The organism is Brevibacillus borstelensis (assembly GCF_037834415.1).
In the GTDB taxonomy this organism is placed as follows: Bacteria; Bacillota; Bacilli; order Brevibacillales; family Brevibacillaceae; genus Brevibacillus; species Brevibacillus borstelensis_A.
In genome coordinates this window covers 20,326-27,773 of sequence record NZ_JAUMSJ010000050.1, presented here as the reverse complement: position 1 = coordinate 27,773, position 7,448 = coordinate 20,326, and the positions used below count along the sequence as shown (strand labels likewise).

Annotated in this window: 5 protein-coding genes; 1 reads left to right on the top strand and 4 read right to left on the bottom strand. The window is 54.7% G+C overall.

Features of this window, described 5'->3' with window-relative positions; all coding sequences use genetic code 11:
* Positions 1-132 precede the first annotated feature (132 nt).
* Complete coding sequence (locus Q3F21_RS25020; protein ID WP_425341302.1) at positions 133-1,662, bottom strand: long-chain-fatty-acid--CoA ligase; 1,530 nt, start codon at positions 1,660-1,662, stop codon at positions 133-135.
* 289 nt (positions 1,663-1,951) lie between these two features.
* On the opposite strand from Q3F21_RS25020, the gene Q3F21_RS25015 reads away from it, so the two are divergent.
* On the top strand, positions 1,952-2,959 hold the full coding sequence (locus Q3F21_RS25015) for an LCP family protein (RefSeq protein WP_340258959.1): 1,008 nt from the start codon (positions 1,952-1,954) through the stop codon (positions 2,957-2,959).
* Positions 2,960-3,033: 74 nt separating this feature from the next.
* Here Q3F21_RS25015 and Q3F21_RS25010 read toward each other — a convergent pair whose 3' ends face one another.
* From Q3F21_RS25010 to Q3F21_RS25000, 3 genes are all read right to left on the bottom strand, one after another.
* Positions 3,034-4,449, bottom strand: a complete 1,416-nt coding sequence (locus Q3F21_RS25010) for a Na+/H+ antiporter NhaC family protein (RefSeq protein WP_340258957.1) — start codon at positions 4,447-4,449, stop codon at positions 3,034-3,036.
* A 39-nt stretch (positions 4,450-4,488) separates the two neighbouring features.
* Positions 4,489-5,598, bottom strand: coding sequence for an alanine dehydrogenase (locus tag Q3F21_RS25005; RefSeq protein WP_340258954.1), 1,110 nt, complete (start codon positions 5,596-5,598; stop codon positions 4,489-4,491).
* Between the two features lie 248 nt (positions 5,599-5,846).
* Complete coding sequence (locus tag Q3F21_RS25000; protein WP_340258952.1) at positions 5,847-7,307, bottom strand: sigma-54 interaction domain-containing protein; 1,461 nt, start codon at positions 7,305-7,307, stop codon at positions 5,847-5,849.
* Between the last annotated feature and the right edge of the window lie 141 nt (positions 7,308-7,448).

The following is a 7,448-nucleotide window of genomic DNA, read 5'->3' as shown; positions in this document are numbered from 1 at the left end:
AAGCAGAAAGCCGCCCGAATGCCCAGGCTGCCCTCTATTTTATGGTTATGAACGCGATTTCGAATCTATCGGTTGGCGCTACGAACGGGAAGATTGTCAACGGGGGTTTCGAATCATCCTGCCTGTTTTTTCTTACGTCGTGCCCGCTCCTTTTGCTTCCTCCCGCAGCGTCCGCCGCAAAATCTTGCCGACGGCGGTTTTGGGCAGGGCGTCGCGGAACTCGATGATTCTCGGCACCTTGTAGGCAGACATGTTCTCCCGGCAAAAACCGGTGATTTCCTCTTCCGTCAGGGCAGCTCCCTTTTTTGGAACCACGAACGCTTTGATCGTCTCCCCCCGATACGGATCGGGGATGCCGATGACGACTGCCTCTTGTATAGCCGGATGCTGGTAGAGAACCTCCTCCACCTCGCGCGGATATATATTGAAGCCGCCCGCGATGATCATGTCCTTTTTCCGGTCGATGATGTAGTAATATCCCTCTTCGTCCTTGTAGGCGATATCTCCCGTGAACAGCCAGCCGTCTTTGAGCGTCGCCGCCGTCTCTTCCGGCATTCCCCAGTATCCGCTCATCACTTGCGGCCCCCGCACGACCAGCTCTCCCGCTTCGTTCGGCCCGAGCTCTGTCTCTCCGTCCTGCAGACTGACGATTTTGGATTTTGTAAAGGGAATGGCTGTGCCGATCGACCCTGCCTTTCGCTTATCCCTCGGGTTGAAGTGCGTGACCGGAGAAGCCTCGGTGAGGCCGAAGCCTTCGAGAATCATGCCTTGGGTCTTGGCTTCAAAGCCTTTGATGACTTCCACAGGCAGCGGAGCGGAGCCGCTTGCGCACAGGCGGATGGACGAGATGCCGTACTCTTCCGCCTTCGGATGGGCGTTGACCGCCACGTACATCGTGGGCACGCCTGGAAATACCGTCGGCTCCGTATCCTTGATCGTTTCCAGCACTTCCTCCAGGTCAAACCGGGGCAGCATGACCTGCTGCGAACCGCCGAAAATCGCCATGTTCATGCAAACGGTCATACCGTAGACGTGAAAGAGCGGGATCACGGTCAAGATCCGGTCGGGATTGTCGATGTCTCCCCCCATGATCAGGTGGGACTGATAGGCGTTGGCATACAGGTTTTGATGAGTCAGCATCGCCCCTTTGGAGCGCCCGGTCGTGCCGCCCGTATACTGAAGAACGGCAATGTCATCCGGGGAGACCGGCACCTCTGGCAGCTCTTCGGCAAGCGCCAGAACGTTTTCAAAACGGAGGAACCCGGCTGGAAGCTCCGAATCCGAGGGAGGAAGCTCGACGATGATCCTCGCCGCCAAGCCTTCGGCGTTTTTTGCCTTTTCGACAACCGGCAAAAACGGAGCAAAGACGATCAAGGCCTTGGCCCCCGAGTCGGTCAGATAGTGCTCCAGCTCGGCCGGGACAGCCATGGGATTGATCTGTACGACGATTCCGCCCAGCTGCAAAATGCCGTAGTAGGCTGCCACGTAGTGCGGGCAGTTGGGCAGCATGACCGCCACCCGGTCTCCCTTCTCGATGCCGAGACTGTGCAGTCCGGCGGCAAACTTCTTGACCATCGTTCCCAGTGTTCCATAATTCCATTGCTGTCCTTTGAAATAAACGGCACAGCGCCAAGGAAAGCGCTTACAACTTTGCTCCAGCATGTGCGGCAAGGTGCTTTGCAGAAGGTCGTTTGTGCTCAATCGTCCCACACTCCCTCATCATTTTGATTCGAAAGCTTTCTGTTCAGACATGTGCTGCCGATGCCAAAAGATTTGCGTACTTTATCCTATTGCCTCTCTCCTATTTTTACAGCTTGTCCCCCGTTTTTCCTGCCTGTTTTCAGAAGAAAAGAAAAAAATCGGCAAAAAATGCCCTATTTCTGACAGTTGTTACCCTCCTGTAACGAAATCTTGTCGAAAATCGTCTACAATCAGTGTACATCCTATCGAGGTGAAATCCATTGTGAAAAATAACCAAAGACGAAAACGAAAAAGCAAACGTCGCATCGTTTTTTTGCTCATTCCGATTCTGGTCCTGCTGTTCGTCTCCACCGGGTATGCGGTCGATTTGTACCGCAAGGCAGCCATTATGGAGGAAAAAGCCCACCAGGAGCTGCAGCGGGGAACGGTTTCTCCAAAGCGCACCGAAAAGAAAGACGCCTTGGCCGACAGCTTTTCTGTCCTGCTGATGGGTGTCGACGACAGCGAGCAAAGACATAAGCTGTACGGGGAAGCTGTCCGTACAGACGCCCTCCTGCTCGCCACCTTCAATAAAAAAGACCGCTCTGTGAAGCTGCTCAGCATTCCGCGCGATTCATACGTATACGTGCCTGTCGAGAAGAAAAAGGACAAGATCAATCACGCGCATGCCTTCGGCGGCGTGGATGGAACTGTAGAAACAGTGGAAGGGCTGCTCGATGTCCCTGTCGATTACTACGTAAAATTAAACTTCACTGGGTTTATGCAAATTGTCGATGCCCTGGACGGGATCGAGGTGGATGTCCCGATCTCGTTTACGGAACAGGACAGCAATGACAGGCCGCGTGCGATCAAGCTGAAAAAAGGGCTGCAGACGCTAAACGGCGAAGAAGCGCTGGCGCTTGTCCGCACACGAAAAATAGACAGCGACATGGAGCGCGGAAAACGCCAGCAGCTCGTGCTGGAAGCGATCTTTCACAAAACCCTGTCGTTTGGCTCGGTCACGAAGTACGGGGCGCTTCTGGAAGCGCTGGGCGACAACGTGAAGACGAACCTGCGCCTGTCTGATCTGGAGGCGTTCTATCAATTCGCCAAGGGAAGCAGCGTCGATATTGAGAAAATGCAGCTGAAGGGAAGCAACTTGTACCTCAATAACATCTATTACTACAAGCTGGACGAACAGGACTTGGCCGAGATTCGCAAGACGTTGCAGGAGCATTTGGGACTCGGAAAAAGCAATACGCTGTCTCAGGCTTCGTAAGATCAATAAAAAACCGGAGGGGGAATACCTCCGGTTTTTTCGCGACTTTTTTCCTATATCAGCAGGCATCCCCTCTACACAAACACAAACCCGATCACCAGATACAGCACAGCCGAAATGGCTGCGACCGTCAGCGCGTACGGAAGCTGCGTCTTGACGTGATCGATGTGGTCGGAGGCCGCGCCTGTGGAAGCGAGGACCGACGTGTCGGACAGCGGCGAGCAGTGATCTCCGAAGACGCCTCCCCCCGCTACTGCGGCAATCGTGGCGACGACCAGAATGGAAACCTCGCCTCCGGAAAAGGTGAAGGCGAGCGGAGCGGCCAGCGGCATGACGATGGCGAAGGTGCCCCACGACGTTCCCGTGGCAAAGGAAATAACGGCGCACATGATAAAAATCAGAAACGGCAGCAGATGAGGCGTCAGCCAGCCTTCCGTGACGGATATGATGTAGTGGGCTGTCCCCATGTCTTTGCTGAGCTGATTGAGCGCATAGGCAAAGGCCAGCACAAGAATGGCCGGCATGACGCCTTTCATGCCTGCTGTCGCCGTCTTCATGATGTCGGCAAACGGTACTCCCTGAATACGCATGATGATGCCGAGTATGACCGATGCCGCCAAAAAGGCTTCCATCGTTTTGGCCGACTTCATGGTGATAAAGGTGCCGATGGCGATAGAGATGACAATGATCACCGGCAGGATAAAGTTCAAAAAGACATTGGTCTTGATTCCCTCGTAAGGAGGGGTGTCGGTCAGCTCCGATCCCATCAGCGGATCAGCGCCGTCGCGGAGCACCTTCCCTTCTTCCAATGCCCGTTTCTCCGCCTTTTTCATCGGGCCGAATTCCGGAATGACGCGCATCGCCAGCAACCCAACGAACAGCACCGACAGAATGGCGTAAAAGTTGAACGGGATGGTCTTTAAAAACAGGGACATGGCTTGCGATTCATTGGCGATGGTCCCCACCCCGATCAACAGGCCGGTAAAATAGGCCGCCCAGCCCGTAATCGGCACCAGCACGCTGACCGGCGCCGATGTGGAGTCGGCGATATAGGCCAGCTTTTCCCGGGAGATTCTCGCCTTGTCAGCCAGATTGCGCATGGTCGAGCCGACGAACAGCGGACTGAAATAATCGCTAAAAAATACGAACATGCCCAAAAACCAGGCGACAAGCTGTGTTTTCACCCGTGTGAACCGCCTGCGCTCCAGCATGAGCGTCACGTTCTGGATCGCTCCGGTCCTCTGGAAAAACGCGATCATCACGCCGATAAACAGCTCCAGGAGCAACAGTCCGGAAAAGCTCGTCGTACCGAGCGCCGTTTTCAGCAAGGCGGGAAAGCCCATCAGGCCTTTCCCGGACAACAGGATGCCGAGAAAACAGGCCACTGCGAGCGAGAACACGGTATTTCTGGTCCAAAACGCGAGAATGACGGAGACCGTCGCCGGAACCAGCGAAATGATTCCGAGATGAACTGCTTCAGTCGCTTCCATAAATAGCTCTTCCCCCTTTTTCCTCTTTGTTTGTGATCGCTATTTCGCCTGCAAGCCGAGCAGTTCTTCCGGGGCAGTCCGTTCGCGCTGCTGGATCAAAGCAGTCTCCTCATGGGTCAGAATTCCTCTGTACGACGTCAATCCCCGGCGGAGATACGGATTGCGCCGAGCCGCCTCGTCCGGTCCGTGGTCGGCAATCGACTTGATGTGCGGAAATACAGAGGCCGCATAAGCAATCGAAGTGGTGTGGGGGGCCGCGCCCGGAATGTTGTCGACGCCGAAGTGAATAATGCCGTCGACTTCGTATGTAGGCTCATCGTAAGTAGTCGGTCTGTATGTCTCCACCGCTCCGCCCACGTCGGCGCTGATATCGACGATGACAGCCTTTTTGCGCATCAGCTGCAGCATGTCGCGGGTGATCAGATGGTCTTTGCGGTGCTTCGGCCATTTGACGCAGTTCATTACCAAATCGACGTGCGGCAGCACCTGGCGGATATTGCTCTGGTTGGAAAACATCGTGTCTACCCCTTTTGGCAGCAGATACTGCGCTTCCCGCAGGACGCCGATATTCACGTCCATCATCGTGACGCGAGCTCCGAGCGAGGAGAGGACATTGGCTGCGCTGCGGCCGACAATTCCGGCACCGATGACGAGCGCCTGAATTCCCGGTACGCCTCCAATGCCGCTGACCAGCTTGCCCATCCCGCCATTTACGCTCAGCAGGTAGTGGGCGCCCCAGAGCGCTCCCAGCTTTCCGGCTACTTCCCCGTTGGGAGAGCCGTACTGATGCGTATCCTCAGCGGTAAAGGCGATGACCTTTTTGTCCAGCAGCACATCCACCTCTTTCCGGTTGGCCGCGGGATGGAGACATGTAAACAGGATCTGCCCCTCCCGCAGCAGGTGGTATTCCTCCGGCAAAATCTCTTTTACCTTTGCGATCAACTCCGCTTCGGCGTAGATTTCCTCCATGCTGTCTCTCAGCTCGGCCCCGGCTTCCGCATAGGCCTGGTCGGAAAACCCGGCGTTTTCGCCTGTCCCTTTGCCGATCAGGACGGTGTGGCCTACGCCGGTCAACTCGGCCACTTCCGTCGGGGTAAGCACGACGCGCGACTCTCCCGGCTTCAATTCTTTAAACGTTCCGATAATCATGGCAAGCATCCTCCTCGTTTGCAAAAGCAGTGATGCCGTCTTCTCAAAGCAAGGACCATGCCAGCCATTTTATGGAATATTCTCAAAAAAAAGACGGGTATCTCTCCTTTTCCGCGAGGATACACCATCTCTTCAAAGGCACATTCCTGGTTCGCCCGCATTTTTTGTTATTTTTCGGGCACTGTTTTGTACGTTTTTGGGCAGATGTATGAAATGGCAAAAAATAGGTTCCAGCCTCGTTTTTGCTGTTATTTTAATCCATAGTCGCGAATTTTATTTTGCAGCGACTGCCGGGGAATGTTCAGCAAAAGAGCCGCTTTCGAGACATTTCCCCCTGTCTTCGCCAGCGCTCGTCGGATCAGCCGTTTTTCCAGACAGGCGACCGCTTCCTTGAGCGGAACGAGCTCCTCCCTTTCTCCCTGCCCTTCCTCTTCTCCTTCTTGCTCCCCTGCTGCTGCCCCCCTCGCTTTTCCTTCCGAAACGGGTGCCTGCTCGTCCCTTAGATGGTTCATGATTGTCTCCAAATCGCGGCGGTGCAGCGTTTCGTCTCCGTCCTCCTTGAGCTGCAGGGCAAATTCGACGACGTATTCGAATTCCCGGATATTCCCCGGCCAATCGTGCATTTGCAAATACTCATACACGCCTTTGGCGATATGCCGGACGCTTTTGCCCATGAGATGGTTGTACTTGTTGATGAAATAAGGCAGCAGCAGCTCGATATCCTCAGGCCGCTGGCGAAGCGGGGGCAGATGCAGCGCCATCACGCAAAGCCGGTAGTACAGGTCCGGGCGAAGCTGTCCTTCCCTGACGCACTGACGCGGATGCTTGTTGGTGGCGGCGATCACCCGCACGTCCACCTTGCGGACATGCTTGTCCCCCAGCCTTCGGATGAGACCGTCCTCCAGCACACGCAGCAATTTTGCCTGCAGGGAATGGGGCATCGAGTTGAATTCGTCGAGAAAAATCGTGCCGCCATCGGCCAGCTCGAACAGCCCCGGATTGTCCTCCGCCCCGGTAAAGCTGCCTTTCTTCGTCCCGAACAGAATGCTCTCCATCAGGCTTTCGGGAATGGCCGCGCAGTTCTGGGCGATAAAGGGCTTGTGCGAGCGGTCGCTTGCATGGTGCAGCGCCTGAGCAAACAGCTCCTTCCCCGTTCCCGTCTCTCCGAACAGACAGAGCGGCGAGCGTCCGCGGGCCATTTTCTGCGCTTGCCGCTTCAGCTCCAGCATCTGCTCGTTGCCCGTGACGATGTCGTCCAGCGTGTATCTGGCCCCTTCCGGCTGGATATTTGTTTGTACCGTTTTGCTTGGTATGAACAGGCTGGCGTCCAGCTCGATCAGCTCGTCTATTGGCTGCCCGCGCTTGCTTATATCCTTGGACAGCTCAATCGCCCCGATCACCCGTCCGTTTGTCTTGATCGGCAGCGTGACATTGGTCGTCTCGATTTTTTTGCCGGTAAAATCAATGATTTCCTGGCGCTTGCGAAAAGTGGGACGGCCCGTTTTCAGCGCATGATAGAGTGTACTTGTTTGCTCGCTTAGCATAGGAAAGGAAGTAAACAGATTTTCCCCGACGATTTCATCCGTCTTCTCGTTCCCGGATACAAAACGGGGGTTGAATTTCACCGAAAAGAGGATCGTTCCCGACGTATCGATGATCGTGATTCCGTCAATATACGTGATCTCTTGCAGCAGCTCATCCCGATGCATGGGGTCCGCCTCCCTTGTTCACAAAGTTTATCTCCCATCTTATCAACACTGATCGGGTTCTACAATCATTTCAATTCATTCGTTTAATTGATTTAAAGCTACTTCTTTTTTTGAAACTATGTTACGATTTTGATGAAAGTA

Bases quoted from the DNA above. Each gene is read 5' to 3' on its own strand.
- Q3F21_RS25020 (WP_425341302.1), bottom strand. From the start codon at position 1,662: ATGCTGGAGCAAAGTTGTAAGCGCTTTCCTTGGCGCTGTGCCGTTTAT.
- Q3F21_RS25010 (WP_340258957.1), bottom strand. From the start codon at position 4,449: ATGGAAGCGACTGAAGCAGTTCATCTCGGAATCATTTCGCTGGTTCCG.
- Q3F21_RS25005 (WP_340258954.1), bottom strand. From the start codon at position 5,598: ATGATTATCGGAACGTTTAAAGAATTGAAGCCGGGAGAGTCGCGCGTC.
- Q3F21_RS25000 (WP_340258952.1), bottom strand. From the start codon at position 7,307: ATGCATCGGGATGAGCTGCTGCAAGAGATCACGTATATTGACGGAATC.